Annotated in this window: 12 protein-coding genes; 6 read left to right on the top strand and 6 right to left on the bottom strand. The window is 68.5% G+C overall.

Annotation, left to right across the window (positions count from 1 at the left end; all coding sequences use genetic code 11):
* Window positions 1–55 precede the first annotated feature (55 nt).
* A complete protein-coding gene (locus AC1C2S_RS15330; protein ID WP_495353475.1) occupies window positions 56–1,606 on the top strand; it encodes a succinic semialdehyde dehydrogenase in 1,551 nt (516 codons plus the stop codon).
* A gap of 50 nt (window positions 1,607–1,656) precedes the next feature.
* Here AC1C2S_RS15330 and AC1C2S_RS15325 read toward each other — a convergent pair whose 3' ends face one another.
* Window positions 1,657–2,088 carry a twin-arginine translocase TatA/TatE family subunit gene (locus tag AC1C2S_RS15325; RefSeq protein WP_495353474.1) on the bottom strand — a complete coding sequence of 144 codons (432 nt, stop codon included), beginning with the start codon at window positions 2,086–2,088 and terminating at the stop codon, window positions 1,657–1,659.
* Between the two features lie 54 nt (window positions 2,089–2,142).
* Between AC1C2S_RS15325 and AC1C2S_RS15320 the strand changes: the two genes are divergently transcribed.
* A complete protein-coding gene (locus AC1C2S_RS15320) occupies window positions 2,143–2,775 on the top strand; it encodes an O-methyltransferase (protein ID WP_495353473.1) in 633 nt (210 codons plus the stop codon).
* Window positions 2,776–2,825: 50 nt separating this feature from the next.
* Window positions 2,826–3,860, top strand: coding sequence for a zinc-binding dehydrogenase (locus AC1C2S_RS15315; protein ID WP_495353472.1), 1,035 nt, complete (start codon window positions 2,826–2,828; stop codon window positions 3,858–3,860).
* Window positions 3,861–3,935: 75 nt separating this feature from the next.
* Here the strand turns inward: AC1C2S_RS15315 and AC1C2S_RS15310 are convergent, their stop codons facing one another.
* The 3 genes from AC1C2S_RS15310 to dapE form a co-directional block, all read right to left on the bottom strand.
* Window positions 3,936–4,109, bottom strand: coding sequence for a DUF3117 domain-containing protein (locus AC1C2S_RS15310; protein WP_495353471.1), 174 nt, complete (start codon window positions 4,107–4,109; stop codon window positions 3,936–3,938).
* A gap of 140 nt (window positions 4,110–4,249) precedes the next feature.
* Window positions 4,250–5,482: a hypothetical protein gene (locus AC1C2S_RS15305; RefSeq protein WP_495353470.1), complete on the bottom strand. Its 1,233-nt coding sequence runs from the start codon at window positions 5,480–5,482 to the stop codon at window positions 4,250–4,252.
* 25 nt (window positions 5,483–5,507) lie between these two features.
* A complete protein-coding gene (dapE, locus tag AC1C2S_RS15300) occupies window positions 5,508–6,605 on the bottom strand; it encodes a succinyl-diaminopimelate desuccinylase (protein WP_495353469.1) in 1,098 nt (365 codons plus the stop codon).
* A 177-nt stretch (window positions 6,606–6,782) separates the two neighbouring features.
* Between dapE and AC1C2S_RS15295 the strand changes: the two genes are divergently transcribed.
* Window positions 6,783–7,829: a LacI family DNA-binding transcriptional regulator gene (locus AC1C2S_RS15295; protein ID WP_495353468.1), complete on the top strand. Its 1,047-nt coding sequence runs from the start codon at window positions 6,783–6,785 to the stop codon at window positions 7,827–7,829.
* An 85-nt stretch (window positions 7,830–7,914) separates the two neighbouring features.
* Here AC1C2S_RS15295 and AC1C2S_RS15290 read toward each other — a convergent pair whose 3' ends face one another.
* Entirely contained in the window at window positions 7,915–12,600 is a 4,686-nt protein-coding gene (locus AC1C2S_RS15290; protein WP_495353467.1) for a GH92 family glycosyl hydrolase, read from the bottom strand.
* Window positions 12,601–12,727: 127 nt separating this feature from the next.
* Here AC1C2S_RS15290 and dapD point away from each other — a divergent pair, with 127 nt between their 5' ends.
* The gene (dapD, locus tag AC1C2S_RS15285) at window positions 12,728–13,681 is read left to right on the top strand and encodes a 2,3,4,5-tetrahydropyridine-2,6-dicarboxylate N-succinyltransferase (protein WP_495353466.1); all 954 of its coding nucleotides are present in this window, start codon (window positions 12,728–12,730) and stop codon (window positions 13,679–13,681) included.
* A 111-nt stretch (window positions 13,682–13,792) separates the two neighbouring features.
* Window positions 13,793–16,393 carry a penicillin acylase family protein gene (locus AC1C2S_RS15280; RefSeq protein ID WP_495353465.1) on the top strand — a complete coding sequence of 867 codons (2,601 nt, stop codon included), beginning with the start codon at window positions 13,793–13,795 and terminating at the stop codon, window positions 16,391–16,393.
* 142 nt (window positions 16,394–16,535) lie between these two features.
* On the opposite strand, the gene AC1C2S_RS15275 is transcribed toward AC1C2S_RS15280, so the two are convergent.
* Window positions 16,536–17,846 carry a citrate synthase gene (locus AC1C2S_RS15275; RefSeq protein ID WP_495353464.1) on the bottom strand — a complete coding sequence of 437 codons (1,311 nt, stop codon included), beginning with the start codon at window positions 17,844–17,846 and terminating at the stop codon, window positions 16,536–16,538.
* Window positions 17,847–17,906: the final 60 nt, after the last annotated feature.

The following is a 17,906-nucleotide window of genomic DNA, read 5'->3' as shown; positions in this document are numbered from 1 at the left end:
GGAGGCAGTGTACTCATCCGGCGGCGAAGTGGGTCAATTGTCCTAGACTGTGCCCATGCGCGCCCCCACGGCCTCCCTTGAACTGTTCGAGAGCCTCACCGACGATGTCGTCGCCTCCGGCTCCGAGACCATCCCCGTGCCGACCCCCTCGACTGGCGAGACGCTGCACGAACTGCCGCGATCGAGCGCCGACGACGTGCTCGACTCCGTCGCTCGCGCCCGTCTCGCGCAGCTCGCCTGGGCCCGAGCCGGTTTCGCCGAACGCCGACGCGTGCTGCTGCGCGCACACGACCTCATCCTCGAGCGTCGGGAGATGCTTGTCGACCTCATCCAGCTCGAGAGCGGCAAGACCCGCGGTCAGGCGTTCGAAGAGATCTTCGCCGCCGTCTCGGTCACCCGGTACAACGCGCTCGCCGCACACCGAGTGCTCGGCGGCCGACGGGTGCGCTCAGGGCTCCCGACCGTCGCGACCACCCGTGTGAGATTCGCTCCCAAGGGCGTCGTCGGCGTCATCACCCCGTGGAACTTCGCGCTCAGCCTCGCCGCCATGGACGTCGTGCCCGCTCTCGCGGCCGGCTGCGGTGTCGTGCAGAAGGCCGACGACCAGGGTGCGCTCTCGATTCTCGCGCTGCGCCGCACGTTCATCGACGCGGGCGTGCCTGCAGCGCTGTGGGCGGTCGTCACCGGCCCCGCGGCCGAGGTGGGCGAAGCACTGACGGATGTCGCGGACTACATCTGCTTCACCGGCTCGACCGCGACCGGCCGCACCATCGCAGAGAAGGCCGGCCGGCGACTCGTCGGCGCTTCGCTCGAGCTCGGCGGCAAGAACGCCCTCCTCGTGCTCGACGACGTCGACCCGGTGACGGCCGCGGCGAATGCCGCACACGCCGCATTCTCAGCGATGGGCCAGGTCTGCGTGTCGGTCGAGCGCATCTACGTGCACCAGAAGGTCGCCGCTGCGTTCCAGCGCGCGCTCGTCGACTGGCTCCGCCGCGCGAAGCTCGGCTCCGGCCTGGGCTTCGACGCCGACTTCGGATCGCTCGCGAGCGCCGCACAGCTCGCTCGAGTGCGAGCCCATCTCGACGACGCCGTCGCGAAGGGCGCGACCGTGCTCGTCGGCGGCAACCACCGACCCGACATCGGACCGTGGTTCTTCGAACCGACTGTGCTCAGCGGCGTCACCCCCGAGATGCACGTCTACGCCGAGGAGACCTTCGGTGCGATCGCCTCGCTCTACCTCGTCGGCAGCGACGAGGAGGCGGTGCTCGCGGCGAACACGAGCGACTACGGCCTGAACGCGGCCGTCTTCACCACTTCGGCCCGACGGGCCCGACGTGTCGCCGACGCCCTCCAGGCCGGCAGCGTCAACATCAACGAGGGCTATCGCGGGTCGTTCGCCTCGGTGGCCGCGCCGATGGGCGGTGTCAAGCAGTCCGGCCTCGGCCGGCGAAACGGCGAGATGGGCCTGCTCCGCTTCGTGGAGCCGGTCACGATCTCGTCGACGACCGGACTCCTGCAACTGCCCCGCTCGGCGGGCGAGTACAAACAGCAGGTGCCGCTCCTCCTCCTGCTGGCGCAGGCCATGAAGACGCTGCGGATGCGCTGAGGCGGAACACTGCCGACTCCGAGACGGTGCCGACCCCGAGACGGTGCCGATCAGGTCGCTTCGGAGTCGAACGGTGCCGTCTCGTCGGCGCCGAGTGGTTCCCGCTTGCGCTCGCGCTGCAGGTAGGCGGAGTTCTCGTTGACCGAGGCGCGCGCCACGACGGGCGCCGCTTTCTCGTCGGCGAACGGGTCGGCGTCGGTCAGTGCTTCACGAATGATGCGACGCGGATCGTACTGGCGCGGGTCGAGCTTCTTCCAGTCGACATCGTCGAAATCGGAGCCCATCTCGTCACGCATGCGGTCTTTCGCACCGTTGGCCATGTCGCGCAGCGATCGCACGAGTCGGCCGAGTTGCGCCGCATAGTGCGGCAGCCGCTCTGGCCCGAGGAGGAAGACGGCGATCACCCCGATGATGAGGAGCTTCTCGAACGTCAGACCGAACACCCCTACAGGATAGTCGGCGGCGAGGCGTGCAGAGACCATGCCGCCCGCGCTCTAGGCTTAGGGGCTGGAAGAGTCATCCCGGGGAGCCGCCACGTGTCCGATCACGACCTGAACTGGAAGTACGTCGACGACTCGGTCGCCGTGACCGAGTCGATCGCCAAGGCGCGCCAGCAGTCACTCGAGCTCGGCATCGAACCGGTCTCGCCCGCTGTCGGCGCGCAGCTCGCCGTGCTCGCCGCCGCTTCACGCGCCGAGTCGATCATCGAGGTCGGCACCGGCGTCGGCGTCTCAGGGCTCTGGATGCTCCAGACTGCACGCCGGGCGCTGCTGACCTCGATCGACACCGAGACCGAGTACCAGCAGCATGCCCGCCAGCACTTCGCCGATGCCGGCATCGCGGCCGCACGCGTGCGCCTCATCGCGGGGCGCGCGAGCGAGGTTCTGCCCCGCATGAACGAGAGCTCGTACGACATCGTCTTCATCGACGCCGACGCGCCGTCGGTCATCGAGTACGCCGAGCACGGACTGCGCCTCGCCAAGCCCGGCGGCATCGTGCTCGTGGCTCGCGCCCTCTGGAAAGGTCGAGTCGCCGACCCCGCGCGTCGCGACGAGTCGGCGAGCGCCTATCGCACGCTCGTCGCCGAGCTCGCGACCTCGACCGCGGTCGCAACGGCCATCTCGCCGGCAGGCGACGGACTGCTGCAGATCGTGAAGCTCGGCGCCTGACGCGCGCGCCGACTTGACCTCAACAGAGGTTGAAGTTGGAGACTCGCCGAATGGAAGCGATTCGCCTGCACTCGTTCGGCCCGCCCGAGAACCTCGTCCTCGAGCATGTTCCCGACCCCGCACCCGGCCCCGGCCGAGTCCTGATCTCGGTGCGCGCGCACGGCGTACACCTGCTCGACACCACGCTGCGTCGCGGCGAGACCAGCGGCCCGCTCGGGCTCCCGACGCTGCCGACGATTCCCGGCCGCGAGGTCGGCGGCTCGGTGGTCGAGGTCGGCGAAGGGGTCGACCCTGCGTGGATGGGGCGTCGCGTCGCCGCACATCTCGGTGCGACGCCCGATGGCGGCGGGTACGCGCGCCTGGCCGTCGCCCCGGCCGAGGCGCTGCATCCGATTCCCACCGGCCTCGACGAGGCGGAGGCGGTCGCGATGATCGGAACCGGCCGCATGGCGGCATACACACTCGAGATCGCCACGCTCCGCCGCGATGACATCGTGGTCGTGACGGCCGCGGCAGGTGGCCTCGGATCGCTGTTCGTACAGACAGCCCTCGCCGCGGGCGCGCGCGTTGTGGCACTCGTCGGCGGTGAGGCGAAGGTGCGGGTCGTCGAGTCGCTCGCGCCCGATGCAGGGGCACGCCTGACCGTCGTCGACCACCGGCACGCCGATTGGCTCCCGACGACCGGAACCGCACTCGGAGCCGCCGACGTCGGAGCCGCCAACGTCGGAGCCGCCAACGTCGGGGCCACCATCGTCTTCGACGGTGTCGGCGGCGAACTGGGATCCGCGGCCGCATCGTTGCTCACCTCAGGCGGTCGGCTCGTCGTCTACGGCTGGGCATCCGGAGCGGCGAACCCGTTCGCCGAGGCCGACCGCGCAGCCACCGCCGGCATCGAGATTCGTCCGGCCGTCGGGCCGGGCGCGCCCCGGCCGGGCGACATGCGACCGTATCAGGAGCGTGCGCTCGCACTCGCGGCCGCGGGCACGTGGCAGGTGCTGACCCACCGGGTGCCGCTCGCCGAGGCCGCGCGAGCGCACCGCGAGCTGGAGGAGCGGCGGACCACCGGCAAAGTCGTACTCGTCTGACGGCACGTGACATACCCCGTGACACGACTCGAGCCCCGAGGCGACTCGGGGCTCGATTCGAGGAGTGACGTTGACTCAGGCGGGCTTCACAACGCCACCGAGGACGTCGTGCAGCTCCTTGGCCTCAGCGTCGTTCACCGAGACGACGAGGCGCCCTCCACCTTCGAGCGGAACTCGAACGATGATGAGCCGACCCTCCTTCACAGCCTCCATTGGCCCGTCTCCGGTGCGTGGCTTCATGGCCGCCATTGAGCTCCCCTTTCGTGGCTGAGCTTCTATTATCGGCCATCACAGGCGGCGCTGGGAAATCGCCGCGAGTTTGTGGGCAACCCGGTTGAACCGATTCGACAGCTTGAGCGAAAGGTCGAGGCAGCGGATTCGTGCTCCGATCAGGGCGGCGTCCAGTCACGGCCGTCGATCCCCCATGCGATGAGCAACCAGCCCAGCTGCAACAAGAGGGAAAGCGCTACCACGCCCCAGCGGTACCATCCGGCCCGCGGCTGCGCCAACGCACCCAAAATGGGGAACATCGGAGCCAGGATGCGGAAGGTGCTCGACTGCGGAAAGAACACCGCGAGGAGGTACAGCGCGTAGCTCGCCAACCAGAGGCGGAGGTCGATGCCGAGCCGGCGCACCGCAGGCAGGAACAGCACGAGCGCGAACCCGATGATGAGCGCAGCCACCGCGATCGTTCCGAACGGCTGGCCCAGCCACCAGTCGCCCGACTGGAACCAGGCTGTGAACGGCACGAGCTCCCGGTAGCCGATGTAGGCCGAACGCCAGGCGAGCTCGGTGGCGGTGTACCCGTGCAGCTCGCCGGTCACGGCCCACACGATGGCCGGCCACGCGAGGCCGACGAGGCCGGCGAACACGGTCACGGATGCCGCGAGCACGCGTTCCCGCATCGAAAACGGGTCGTGTTTCCGCGAGAACCACCGCCACAGCCAGTGCAAGCCGAGGGTGAGCGCGAATGCGAGCGCCCCGGGGCGCGTGAACGCCCACACGGTGATCACGGGCACGAGCCATCCGTAGCGTCGATCGACGAGCAGGAGCAGCGCGAGGGCGAGCCACAGGAGGCCGAGGGATTCGGCGTATCCGAACTGCATGATGGGCGACGCCGGTGCCACCGAGAAGAGCACGACGGCGAAGAGCGCCCGGTCGGGCTCCATGAAGCGCGACATCAGCCGGTGCACGACGAGGGCGGCGCCGAGTCCGGCGAGCAAGGCGATGACCGCGGATGCCGCATTCCACGGCACCCCGAACCAGGTCACGATTCCGACGAGCACCGGGTAGACGGGCAGGAATGCCCACGCGTTCTCGGCGACGTGCCCCGTCTCGGTGAGCGGCAGCTCGTGTGGATAGCCGCCGAGCCAGATGATCTGGTACCACCTGGCGTCCCAGAGGTTCGCGTACTCGAAGTAGCCGGGCTTCGCTCCGGTCCACGGGTTCGCGCCCTGCGCGCTCGCCATGACGAGCACCATCACCGTCGTGATCACGCGCGCGCCCAGGTAGATGAGCGCGACCTTCGCCCACCAGGGCGCGATCCGCCAGCGCACGCGAGGCGACCAGCGCGTCACGCGGAACGGGTCGGATTCGCGGAGGGCGGCCGACGACGTGCTCATGCGTGCCTCGTTCGGATCGCCGTGCTCAGGCGGTGGCACCGGTCAGCCAGGCTCGGAGCGCGACCTCGGCGTGCCGGATCTGCGACACCTCGACCCGCTCGTCGTCGGCGTGCGCCTTGAGCGGGTCACCGGGGCCGAAATTCACCGCCGGAATACCAAGGGCGCTGAAGCGCGCGACATCCGTCCAGCCGTATTTGGGGCGCGCCTCGGCTCCGACGGCACGCACGAACTGCTGCGCGAGCGGGTCGTCGAGTCCGGGCCGCGCGCCCTCGGCGCTGTCGACGATGGTCACCTCGGCGCCGGAGAAGAACTCGCGCACGAATTCGGACGCCTCGGCGACGCTGCGGCTCGGCGCGAAGCGGTAGTTGACGGTGAGCACGGCGTCGTCGGGGATCACGTTGCCCGCAATGCCGCCCGAGATGAGCACGGCGTTCAGCCCTTCACGATAGGCGAGGCCGTCGACCTCGACCGTCTCGGCCTGGTACTCGGCGAGGCGGGTGAGCACCGGAGCGAGCTTGTGGATCGCGTTCTCGCCGACCCAGCTGCGCGCTGAGTGCGCCCGCAGCCCGGTGGTGCGCACCTCCGCGCGGAGGGTGCCGTTGCAGCCGCCCTCGACCTGCCCGTTGGAGGGTTCGCCGAGGATGGCGAAGTCGGCCTCGAGCAGATCGGGGCGGGTGCCGGCCAGCATCCCGAGCCCGTTGACGTCGGCCGCGACCTCTTCGTTGTCGTACCAGAGCCAGGTCAGGTCGACGATGGGGTCGGTGAGCTCGAGCGCGAGCTTCAGCTGCACCGCGACACCCGCCTTCATGTCGACCGTGCCGCGCCCCCAGAGGTACTCCACGCCGTCTTCCGTCTCGAACCGGGTCGGCAGATTCTCGTTGATCGGCACGGTGTCGAGGTGCCCGGCGATCGCGACCCGCCGTTCGCGGCCGAGGTTCGTGCGCGCGACGACGGTGTTGCCTGAACGGATGACCTCGAGATGGGATGCCCCCGCGAACGCCTGCTCGACGAGGTCGGCGAGCAGCGACTCATCGCCCGACACGCTCGGCACATCGCAGATCGACTGCGTGATGGCGACGGAATCTGCGCTCAGATCGAGCGCGAGTGGTGATGCGGCGGGCATTCCCCGAGTCTATGCGCGGTGGTCGGACCGGCGCGGCAGCGCTGCGGTGTGAACGGGCAGTCGCCGGCAGCGACCGACTCGGATGCACCGAGAACTCGACGGCCTCCGCGGGCCTCAGTCGGGACCATGGCCTCAGGAGATATCGTTTCGTTGCTCCGACGCACGTCGAGGAGGGTCATGCGGGACGCACACGCGCACGCACAGGGGGTCACACTCGCCCAGGTCGCCGTTCGCGCCGGGGTGAGTCTGAAGACGGCATCACGGGCGCTCGGCGGAGAAAGATACGTGAGCCAGGAGACCCTCACGAATGTCCTTGCCGCGGCAGCGGCCCTCGGCTATCGACGCAATGCGGCGGCGAGCATGCTGGCAAGCGGACACCTCGCCGAGTCGATCGGGCTCATCGCCGGCGACTTCACCAATCCGTTCTACTCCGCGCTTGCACAGAGCGTGGAGAACGATATCCGCCAGCAGGGGATGCACTTGACCGTTGCCACGTCAGGGGAGTCTGCGGAGCAGGAGCGGCGCATCGTCGACGACCTCGCCAGCCGTCAGGCCAAAGCGCTCGTCGTCGTCTCGGCCATGTCGGATCATGCCGACTACGCGCACGTACAGGCGCGCGGAGTTCCGGTCGTCTTCGTCGATCGCCCAGCGGTCGATCTCGATGCTGATTCCGTCGTGTTCGACAATCGGATGGGCGGTCGCCTCGCCGCCCAGCACCTCCTCGACACCGGCCATACCCGAATCGCGTTCGTCGGCGATTACCCGTGGCTTCCCACCTATCGAAAACGACTCGAGGGCATGGCCGCAGTCCTCGACGGATCGGCGTCATCGTCATGGCGGGATCTTCTGCGGGATGATGCTCACGATGTCGCTTCATCCCGTGCACGAACCCGCGAGCTATTGGCGCTCCCGAAGCCGCCCACCGCGATCGTCGCGGGAAACAACCGGATCCTCCTCGGAGTCCTCGAGGAGATGTCGGCGATCGGCATGGGCGACGTGCCCGCCGTCATCGGCATCGACGAACCCGAATGGGCACGCGTCATGGGGATCACCACCGTGGCGGGAGACATCGAAGAGGTCGGACACCACGCCGCCCGCTTGGCCATCTCACGACTCGCCGATCGCACTCGTCCTGTCGAACACGTTGTGCTCCCGATGCGTCTCACTCCCCGCCGGTCGACGGAGAGACACGATCCCGAATCAGAGACCCTGCGCGCCGAGTAGTGCCGCGTCGGTGGCGTATGCCGCGCCGGTCATCGATGCTTCAAAGGAGAGCTCTGCCCGGATGACCGGGAGGCCCCGGTCGCGGTCATCGATGCGGCTTGGCGTCGACCAGGCGTTCGTATGCCCTGACGAGACGGGACAGCGCCGCCACATACTCGTCGTAGGTGCTCGTCGCCGCGTCGAGCACGTCAGCCGAGGCGATCGCGTTCTGGAGCTTGCGATAGGACACCGGCGTGACCTCGTCGGCCTGGACTGCCTCGGCCTTCGCACGCCAGTCGGCGACCTGTTTGACGACCTTCCACTGCAGGTGGCCGGCGGCGACGTTCAACACGCGCAGCGCCTCTGCGACTCCGCCTGTCGTCGCGGCCGCGTCCGCGTCGACGGCCTCCGCGGCGTCGATCGCTCGAGTGAAGACCGCGAAGTCGGTCACGAGATACCAGCCCGCGTCGGCGGCGAGAGGCGAGTACTTCGTGATCGCCGTGTGCAACGCCGTCTTGTCGACGTCGTACTCGAGCGAGAACCAGTCGAGATTGCCGACGTAGGTCTGGGTGGCCGTCGGCGTGCTCTGGAGCGCGAAGTAGAACGTGTGGTTGCCGGTGATCTCGGACGGGAGCGCGACCCTCGCGGTGGCGTAGGTGCCCCAGCTCGAGCCTGTGGGCTCGAGCGGGACGGTGACGAGCGGCTCGCCGGACATCTCGTCCACGTAGACGGCGAGTCGACCGTCGACCACCTTGCTCGTCGGCGCGTCGTAACGCACGCTGAGCGTGGATGCGCTGCGAGTACCGAGGTCGACATCGCGGTAGCGGATCCACGCGCCGTCCTTCGTGCCGGCGAGCTGGCCACCCACCGATCCGGCCTCGGTCTTGAGGTCTGGACCCGAGAAGTCGGTCCCTTCCACGAGCCCCGAATCGTCGGCGTTCAGCATGCCGTAGCCCGTGCGGAGCGATTCGAACTGGACCGTCTTCGACGTCTCGACGGTATCCGCCGCAGACTGGAACTGGAACCAGTCGACGTTCGCGACCCAGCTCTGGCCCGAAGCGAGGGCACCCGTGAACGCGAAGTACACGTCGTTGACACCGGCGAGCTTCGCGATCTCATCCGCGGTGAACGTGTGCGCGAGCGCCGTGTAGTTCGCCCAGCCGTTCGTGGTGGGCAGCGGGACCGTGGTCACGAGTGGACCGGTCGCTGAGCCGGTGCGGATCTCGACCGCAGAGCTCGCCGATGCCGAGCCGGGGTTGTGAGCGTAGTCGATCACAACCGACGCGAGCGGGGACTCGGAGAAGTCGAGCCCGCGGAACGCGAGCCACGCCCCCGGCGAGACCCCGCCGACGTTGGTCCCACTGCCGCCGGCCTCGGTCTTGAGCGAACCACCGGACCACTGGTCGTAGCTCTCGGCCTGCAGCGCCCGGTAGCTGTCGCCACTGATCGCGAGGCCATCGGCCGCGGCCCGCAAGAGGGCGAGGGCCGTGGAAAGCGTGCGCTCCGACGAGGCCCCGTCGTCCAGCGCCGCCTTCGCCCTGGCGACAGCAGCGTCGAGCGTCGCGAACGTTGCCGCGGAATAGCCGTCGACCGTCACGAGGTGCGCATCGTCGTACAAGGACTGCAGCTCGGAGCGCGTGCTCGAGGAGGGTGACACGGTGAACGGGACGAGCGCCGTCGTCCCGGCACCGGTCACCTGGGCCGCTGTGGCACCCTCGAGTGCCGAGTCTGCGAACAGCGCCGTGAAGTGCGTGCTCGTCGTGCTCTCCGGCTTTCCCTTGAACGTGACCTGGACCGTTGTGTCGCTCATCCGCCTGACGGTGGCGTGGACGCCCGGGTCGAGACCGGGGAACGTGACGGCTCCCTTCGAGAGCGCAGGGCGGTTCTTGCCGGCGAACGTCGCGCCGCCACTGAGGGTGATGTCGATCGTGCTCCGCACGGCGCCGTGCGCGCCCGCAGTGAGGGTGGTGGTGCTCGGCGTCAGGAGGTGACCGGCGAACCGGACCTTGAGGGCGAGTTCCCGCTCGGCAGTGCTGGGCGCTGTGCCGGAGAATGCGTCGGGCGCGAAGGCGACGGCGAGCGCGTCGGTCGAATCATCGACGAGGTGGCGGGCCGCCTTGCCCGCCAAGGTCAGGTCGAGCGTATTCGTCCCCGACTTCGTCGCGACGAGCGTGAGGCCGGTCGGCACGCCGGTGGCCTCGACGTGCGAAGTCAGGTCTGAACCGATCTCGCCGGTGAACGTCGCCCCACTCACCTGCACGGCGATCGCGTCGTCGATCGAGCCGTCGTTCGCACCGGACTCCTCGAATACCTGCGCCGTCGTGGAGACGGCGTCCGCCGGATGGTACAGAGCGCTGCTGACATGGTCGTTGAGCGAGTCCGCCGCGACGCCGTCGGCTCCCCATGACGATGGGCTCGAGCCCATCGTGAAGTGCAGGATGCCACCCGCGTTCATCTCCGCGGCGGTGAGCCAGGTGCGGTTCAGCGGCTGGCCGTTGAGCGTCGCGCTCTGGATGTAGTGATTCGTCGGGCTGACGCCGGGCGCCTCGACGACGAAGTCCTTGCCCCCGGGGTACTCGATCGTCGTGCGGTCGAAGATCGGCGTCGTGATCTGGAACGAGTCGCCTCCGGCCATCACGGGATACAGCCCGATCGCGCTCGACACGAAGTACCCCGACATCGTTCCGGCGTCGTTGTCCATCGTCTGGAGCAGGCCCTTGGGATCGTTCTGGAACACCATGCGCTTCGACGGCGTCGTACTGCTGCCGTCGGCGGTGTAACGGACGCACACCGGCTCGGTGACCGCTCGGTACGTCCAGTCCTGCGTCTGTGCGGGCTGTCCGACGTAGTTGAAGAGGAATGGCGCGTGAACCGAGATCTCGTTGGCGAACAGGTGGAGATTGCGCGAGCAGTCGTCGGGCGCCTGGTTGCCGAAGAAGAAGTTCACGGCCTTCGCCGCCTCCGACTTGCCGCCCATGAGATCGACCATGCCGCCGAGGTCCTGGGCGTCGTACCAGTTGTACTGCCACAGCGTGCCCTGGTAGAGACCGCTGCTCCAGCTCTCCGGGTTCTTCACTGTGAAGCCCGCCGAATCGTCGTTGCTCGATCGCGGCATGATGAGGCCGACCTCGTCGACACCTGCCGCGACGCCGGTCGCCTTGGTCGCGTTGCCGTCCTTCGTCAGTGCGTCGGTATCGAACGCCTTCGCCCAGCGCGCGCCCTCGACGCGGTAGTGCTCGGCGTCGGTCGTCTCGCCGATCGCGTCGGCGATGACCGAAAGACCATAGGCGTCGTAGGAGTACCCGAGGAGACCGCCGCCGACGGAATCGAGGTTCGTCAGGCTCGCGGAGCTTCCGGTCTGCGCGACGAGCGCTGGGTACGCCTGTTCGAGCCCCTGCAGCTGGACGCCCTTCGAGATCGCATCCGCCACGACGACCGGGGCGCGCTCCCAGCGCACCGTCGGCACGGACTGCAGCAGACCCCCGACCGAGCCCTTCCCGCTCGTTGCGACGCCGGCGTAGAGGTCGACGAGCGACTGGACGACGTCGCGATAGACGTCGGGGAAGACCGAGGCCACGGCCGCGTACTTGTGGAAGTCATCCCACAACGACCACGAGTCGTAGTGCGTGTACCCCGATGCCTGGTAGATGACACCGTCAGCACCCCGGTACGTCCCATCCGTCGATGTCGCGTTCATCGGGGTGCCGGCGAGCCGGTAGAGGTGCGTGTAGAACTGTGCCTTCAGATCGCCCGTGGGGTCATTCGTCGCGGTGGCATCGACGTCGACCTTGCCGAGGCGATCGTTCCACTCGTTCTTCGTCGCGGCGCGGACCTCGTCGAACGTCTTCCCGCCGACCTCGACGGCCGCGTCGCGTTCCGCTTGCTCTGCGCTCACCGCGGAGAGCGTGACCCGCAGGCCCACGTGCTCGCCCGCAGCGGCGTCGAAGTTGAGAACGGCCCCGATGTCGGTGCCGTTCTGGGTGGTCGCGGTGGAGCTGAGCCCAGCGCCGCCCCACGTCTGGACGGAAGACGTCGGGACCGTGGTCTCCGCGTAGTAGTAGAGCTTGTACGACGAGTTGTAGAAGAAGCCGGTGAAGGAACCGGAGATCGTCGTGTTGCCGTGCGTGCTCGCCCCGATCTTGAGGTCGGTGGCTTTGCGACCATTACCGGTGTGCTCGAGGTCGACCACGAGGGAGGCGTGGCCGCCGGTGCCGAAGGCGTAGTCGTGAACGCCCGTGCGAGTAGCGGCGGTCACCTGGGCGTCGATGCCCTTGCCCGACTCGTCGAGGCCGACCCGGTAGAAGCCGGCCGTCGCTGTCTCGTCCTTGACGCCGTCGGTCGTCCGGATCGCCTTGCCGTAGCTGCTCGTCGAAGGCCGGGACGTGTAGCTCTTGTAGGTGGGCACGACGAGCACATCGCCCGCCCCTCCCCCACCCCCGACCCCGTCGAGTGCGAGGTTCGTGAATCCCAGGAGCGTGCGAGCCGTGTACTCGTACCCCACGTGGTTGCCGGGCGTTGTCGTCGGGGTGACGGTCGCCAGCCCATACGGAGCGAACGCCCCGGGGCCGTCCTGGCCGTGGTCGCCCTCGGTGCCGATGAACGGATTGACGTACTGGCTGTAGTCCGTCGAGTGTGTCGAGGCCTGTGCCGCATTCGCCGGCCCTGCCAGCGGTAGGACGGCCGACACGAGCAGCGCGAGTGCGATGGGCAGAGCGGCGAGTCGTGAACGGGCGGCGCGGATCGACGGTGCGTTGTTCACCTGGGGCGGATCCGGATAGGACAGCGCTGTCATGCGGTGAAGTTTAGCAGCCACTGCTCGGCCGTGTCCTGCACTCCATCCATCGCATCCATCGCTCCTCGGTCAAGAGCCGGGCCGGACACCCCACGTCACACGCGCAGCGCATCGCTACTCTTGAGGCATGCCCGCGAACGACGACGCCATCACTCCTCCCCGCACGGCCTCCGCCGCCGGGCTCGCGACGATCGCCGGCGACGGCACGGTGCTCGACGCGTGGTTCCCCGCGCCGAGGCTCGGGACCGAGGCGTCCCCTCTCGCAGCTGAGCATGCGGCGCTCGCGGGCGACGATGCACGCCGCAACGTGCGCGTCGAGGCCGTCGACGTCACGATCGACCTCGACGCACCGCCCGCCGGCACCGCCGACGCCTATCTCCGGCTGCATGTGCTCTCGCACCTGCTCGCAGCGCCGAACACCGTGAACCTCGACCGCATCTTCGCCCACTTACCCGCGGTCGTCTGGACGAACGCGGGACCGGTGCATCCGAAGGACTTCGACCGTTCGCGGCCCGCCCTGCAGCGCGCCGGCATCCAGGCGACGAGCCTCGACAAATTCCCGCGGCTGCTCGATTACGTCACTCCCGACCGCGTACGCATCGCGGATGCCGCTCGGGTGCGCCTCGGCGCGCACCTCGCTCCGGGCACCACCGTCATGCACGAGGGCTTCGTGAACTTCAACGCCGGCACGCTCGGCACCTCGATGGTCGAGGGCCGCATCTCCCAAGGCGTGGTCGTGGGCGACGGCTCCGACATCGGTGGCGGCGCGTCGATCATGGGCACTCTCTCGGGCGGCGGCACCCAGCGTGTCACGATCGGCGAACGCGCGCTGCTCGGCGCGAACTCCGGCATCGGCATCTCGATCGGCGACGACAGCGTCGTCGAGGCCGGCCTCTACGTGACCGCGGGCACCAAGGTCGTGCTGCTCGGCGGGGCGGGTGCACGACCCAGCACCGTGAAGGCCGTCGTGCTCTCGGGGGTGCCCAACCTCCTGTTCCGTCGCAACTCGCTGAACGGTCAAGTCGAGGCCATCTCCCGCACCGGCGAGGGCATCCTGCTGAACGCATCACTGCACGCCTGAGCTGCAGGGCTGGGCTTCGGTTGCCGATGCCGAGCCGTCGACCTTCTCGACTACAGTTATGACCCAGGCCGCCGCGGGGCGGTCTCGTCTTGCGCATCACGAAGGAGTGGCGTGGGTACCGACGCACCGAGAACCCGCCGGCATCGGGGAGTGAGCTTCCTCATCGGTCTGCTCGTCACCGTGCTCGTGCTCGCCGTCGTGGCGTCCGGCGTCGGCTGGTGGACCGTGCAGCGGTCGTTCCCGACGACGAGTGGTCGCGTCGAGGTTCCGGGCCTCACCGCGACCGCCACCGTCTACCGTGACGACGCCGGCATCCCGCAGCTCTATGCCGAGACCGACCACGACCTCTTCTTCGCCCAGGGATACGTGCACGCCCAAGACCGGTTCTGGGAGATGGACTTCCGCCGCCATGTCACCGCCGGCCGTCTCGCCGAGCTGTTCGGCGAGTCGCAGGTGGGCACCGATGCGTTCATCCGCACTCTCGGTTGGCGAGGCATCGCCGAGCAGGAGTACGGCCAGCTCGACGGGGTGTCGAAGGCGTACTACGACGCCTACGCCGAGGGCGTGAACGCCTACCTCGCCGAGCGCAGCGGCGCCGACCTCTCCCTCGAGTACGCCGTGCTCGGTCTGCAGCGCCCCGGCTACTCCCCCGAACCATGGTCGGGCATCGACTCGATCGCATGGCTGAAGGCGATGGCGTGGGACCTGCGCTCGAACCTCGGCGATGAGATCGATCGAGCACTCCTGTCGACCGTGCTCCCGCCCGAAGAGGTCGCGCGGCTCCACCCCGATTTCGCCTGGGGGCAGATGCCGACGATCATGGGCCCGCCGCCCGCTGCGGCGCCGGCAGCGCTCTCGGTCGCGCCGCTGGCCGCGACCGATGACGACCCGACAGGCGAGGGCGATTCGAGCGAAGCGGATGCCGCGGCATCCGGACTCGGCTCCGACTACGCCGCTGCACTCACGAGCCTCAGTGCGACGATCGACGGAGTGCCCGAGATGCTCGGGCCCGAGGGCGGCGACCTCGGTTCGAACTCGTGGGTCGTCTCCGGCGCTCTGACCGAATCCGGGCTCCCCCTTCTTGCCAACGATCCGCACCTCGGCCCGGCCATGCCCTCCATCTGGACGCAGATGGGCCTGCACTGCGTCACGATCAGCGACGCGTGCGGTTTCGACGTCGCGGGGTACTCCTTTTCGGGCCTGCCCGGCATCATCATCGGGCAGAACGACAGCATCGCCTGGGGGTTCACCAACCTCGGACCCGATGTCGCCGACCTCTACCTCGAGCGCATCGACGGCGACGCATACGAGCTCGACGGCGCCCTTGTACCGCTCACCCTTCGTGAGGAGACGATCGACGTCGCGGGCGGCGATCCCGTCACGATCACCGTGCGATCCACCGCACGCGGACCGATCGTCACCGATATCGGCGAGGACTTCAGCGCGGTCGCGAGCGAGTTCCCCGCAGCATCCGGCCAGACAGATGGGCAGTACGCGGTCTCGTTGCAGTGGACCGCGCTGACAGCCGGCAACTCGGCCCGTGCGATCTTCGCGCTCGACCGCGCGCGCGACTGGAACGCGTTCCGCGCCGCCGCGGCGCTCTTCGACGTGCCGGCGCAGAACCTCGTCTACGCCGACGTCGCGGGCAACATCGGCTATCAGGCCCCGGGTCGCATCCCGGTGCGCAAGTCGGGCGACGGCACGATGCCCCTGCCCGGTTGGACGAGCGCCAACGGCTGGGAGGGCACGATCCCGTTCGATCAGCTGCCGTCCATGCTGAATCCCGCCGCCGGCTACATCGTGACGGCCAACAACCCGGCCGCCGGGCCCGACGGCCCGATGCTCACGGAAGATTGGGACTACGGCTATCGTGCTTCGGCCATCGACCGGATGCTTCACGCACAGCTCGACGCGGGTGAGAAGCTCACCGTGGACTCGCTCGCGGAGATCCAGCTCGACACGAGCGACGCGAATGCGAACGCCTTGCTTCCGCAGATCGCCGCGCTCGATCTCACGGGCGATGCCGCGCGCGGTGCGGCCCTCCTCGACGGTTGGAACGGCGACGCCGATGTCGACAGCGCGCAGGCCGCCTACTTCGCGGTCTTCTGGCGCACGCTCCTCGACGGCATGTTCGCCGAGCTGCCCGAATCGACGCGGCCGCAGGGCGGCGACCGTTGGTTCAACGTCGTCGGCACCCTCCTCGGCGAACCCGATGCATCGTGGTGGACCAACGACGACGAAGGAGTCGTCGGCCGCGATGCGATGATCGCGCACGCCCTCGAAGCGGCATGGAGCGAGGCTGAAGACCGCATGGGCGGCGACGCCGATTCCTGGCGCTGGGGCCGCCTGCACACCCTGACGCTGACCAACCAGAGTTTCGGCGAGTCGGGCATCGCCCCGATCGAGTGGCTCTTCAATCGCGGACCCTTCGAGCTCGGCGGCGGCTCCTCGATCGTCAACGCCATCGGGTGGGATACGAGGGTCGGCTACGGCGTGGACTGGGTACCGTCGATGCGCATGGTCGTCGACCTCGACGATCGCGATGCCTCCCGCTGGATCAACCTCACGGGTGCGTCAGGTCACGCGTTCCATCCGCACTACGCCGATCAGGCGCCCCTCTGGCAGCATGGCGAGCTTCGCGACTGGGCGTTCACCGCCGAGGCCGTGGAAGCGGCCGCGAACGAGACGCTGTACCTGACCCCGGCCGGCTGACCTCGGCCGATCGAGCCGACAGTCACCGTCGCTGGCGCAACGCGCGAGACGACAACGGCGATCTGGCGCGAGCGCGGCCGGCCACTACGACGAAACGCCGGTACCGCCCGAAGGCAGCACCGGCGTTTCGACGCGCGACGGTTCAGACCGAGGGGTAGTGCCGCTCGGCCTCACCGATGTAGAGCTGCTGCGGGCGGCCGATCTTCGTCTGCGGATCGAGGTTCATCTCACGCCAGTGCGCCATCCAGCCTGGCAGTCGGCCGATCGCGAAGAGCACGGTGAACATCCGCGTCGGGAAACCCATCGCCTTGTAGATGACGCCCGTGTAGAAGTCGACGTTCGGGTAGAGCCGGCGTTCCTTGAAGTAGTCGTCTTGCAGGGCGAACTGCTCGAGCTCCTTCGCGATGTCGAGCAGCGGGTCGGCCACGCCGAGCCCCGCGAGCACCTCATCGGCCGACTGCTTGACGATCGTCGCACGCGGGTCGTAGTTCTTGTAGACGCGGTGCCCGAAGCCCATGAGCTTCACGCCGTCTTCTTTGTTCTTCACGCGCTCGACGAACTTCTCGACGCCTTCGCCGGAGTCGCGGATGCGTGCGAGCATCTGCAGCACCGCTTCGTTCGCGCCGCCGTGAAGCGGGCCCGACAGGGCCTGGATACCGGCGGAGATCGAGGCATAGAGGTTCGCGCCGGTCGAGCCGACGAGCCGCACGGTCGACGTCGAGGCGTTCTGCTCGTGGTCTTCGTGCAGGATCAAGAGCCGGTCGAGCGCGGTGGAGAGCACCGGGTCGACCTGGAACGGCTCGGCCATGTTGCCGAAGTTGAGCTTCAGGAAGTTGTCGACGAACGACAGCGAGTTGTCGGGGTAGAGGAACGCCTGCCCGAGCGACTTCTTGTGGGCGTACGCAGCGATGACCGGCAGCTTCGCGAGGAGGCGCACCATGGTCAGCTCGACCTGCTCGGGGTCGTTCGAGTCCGTCGAGTCCTCGTAGTACGTCGAGAGCGCCGACACGGCACTCGAGAGCACCGACATCGGGTGCGCCGTGTGCGGCAGCGACGAGAAGAATCGCTTGAGGTCTTCGTGCAGCAGCGTGTGGTGGCGGATCTTCTCATCGAACTCGCCGAGCTGATCGGCCGTCGGCAGCTCGCCGTAGATGAGCAGCCACGCGACCTCGAGGAACGTCGAGTTCGCAGCGACCTCTTCGATCGGGTACCCGCGATAGCGGAGGATGCCCTGCTCGCCGTCGATGTAGGTGATCGCCGATCGCGTCGAGGCGGTGTTCACGAACCCGTAGTCGAGCGCGGTGAGCCCGGTCTGGCGGGTCAGCGTCGACACATCGATGCTCGAGTTGCCCTGCACGGCGGCGCGGACGGGGAACTCGGCGGTCGTGTCGCCGAAGCTGAGGGTTGCGGTCTGGGGGGTCTCCCCTGCCGCATTGTTCACGACGTCGCTCACGGCGCCTCCTGTGATCGTCACTTGCGCGGTCACCTGCTTTCCGGGCGTGACCGTTAGGGG

Source organism: Agromyces sp. Y782, assembly GCF_059445405.1.
The sequence above is the reverse complement of the archived record's forward strand: the minus strand, read 5'-3'. Positions and strand labels throughout refer to the sequence as shown.